Raw genomic sequence first — 233 nt, 5'->3', positions numbered from 1 at the left:
GTGTTTGGGATCGCCTTGGTTTTTGTAGGTCCAAAACGGGTGCAAATCTTCATCGGTCAAAAATTCGAGCTAGGTAATGCCGATGCCGTGTTCGCCGGAAATTACGCCACCGAGCGAACGAGCGAGTTTCATGATGCGTGCGACCGAACGATAGGCCGTCTGAAGCATTTCGGCATCGTCTGAGATAACCGGAATATTGGTATGATCGTTACCGTCGCCGGCGTGCAAATGCA

At 51.5% G+C, this 233-nt stretch carries 1 pseudogene; it reads right to left on the bottom strand.

Annotation, left to right across the window (positions count from 1 at the left end):
- Positions 1 to 233, bottom strand: a pseudogene (locus ACTHSP_RS24190) (FAD-linked oxidase C-terminal domain-containing protein); the annotation flags it as partial.

It is taken from the genome of Neisseria sp. P0001.S005, assembly GCF_051963715.1.
This window is presented reverse-complemented; position numbering and strand designations above follow the sequence as displayed.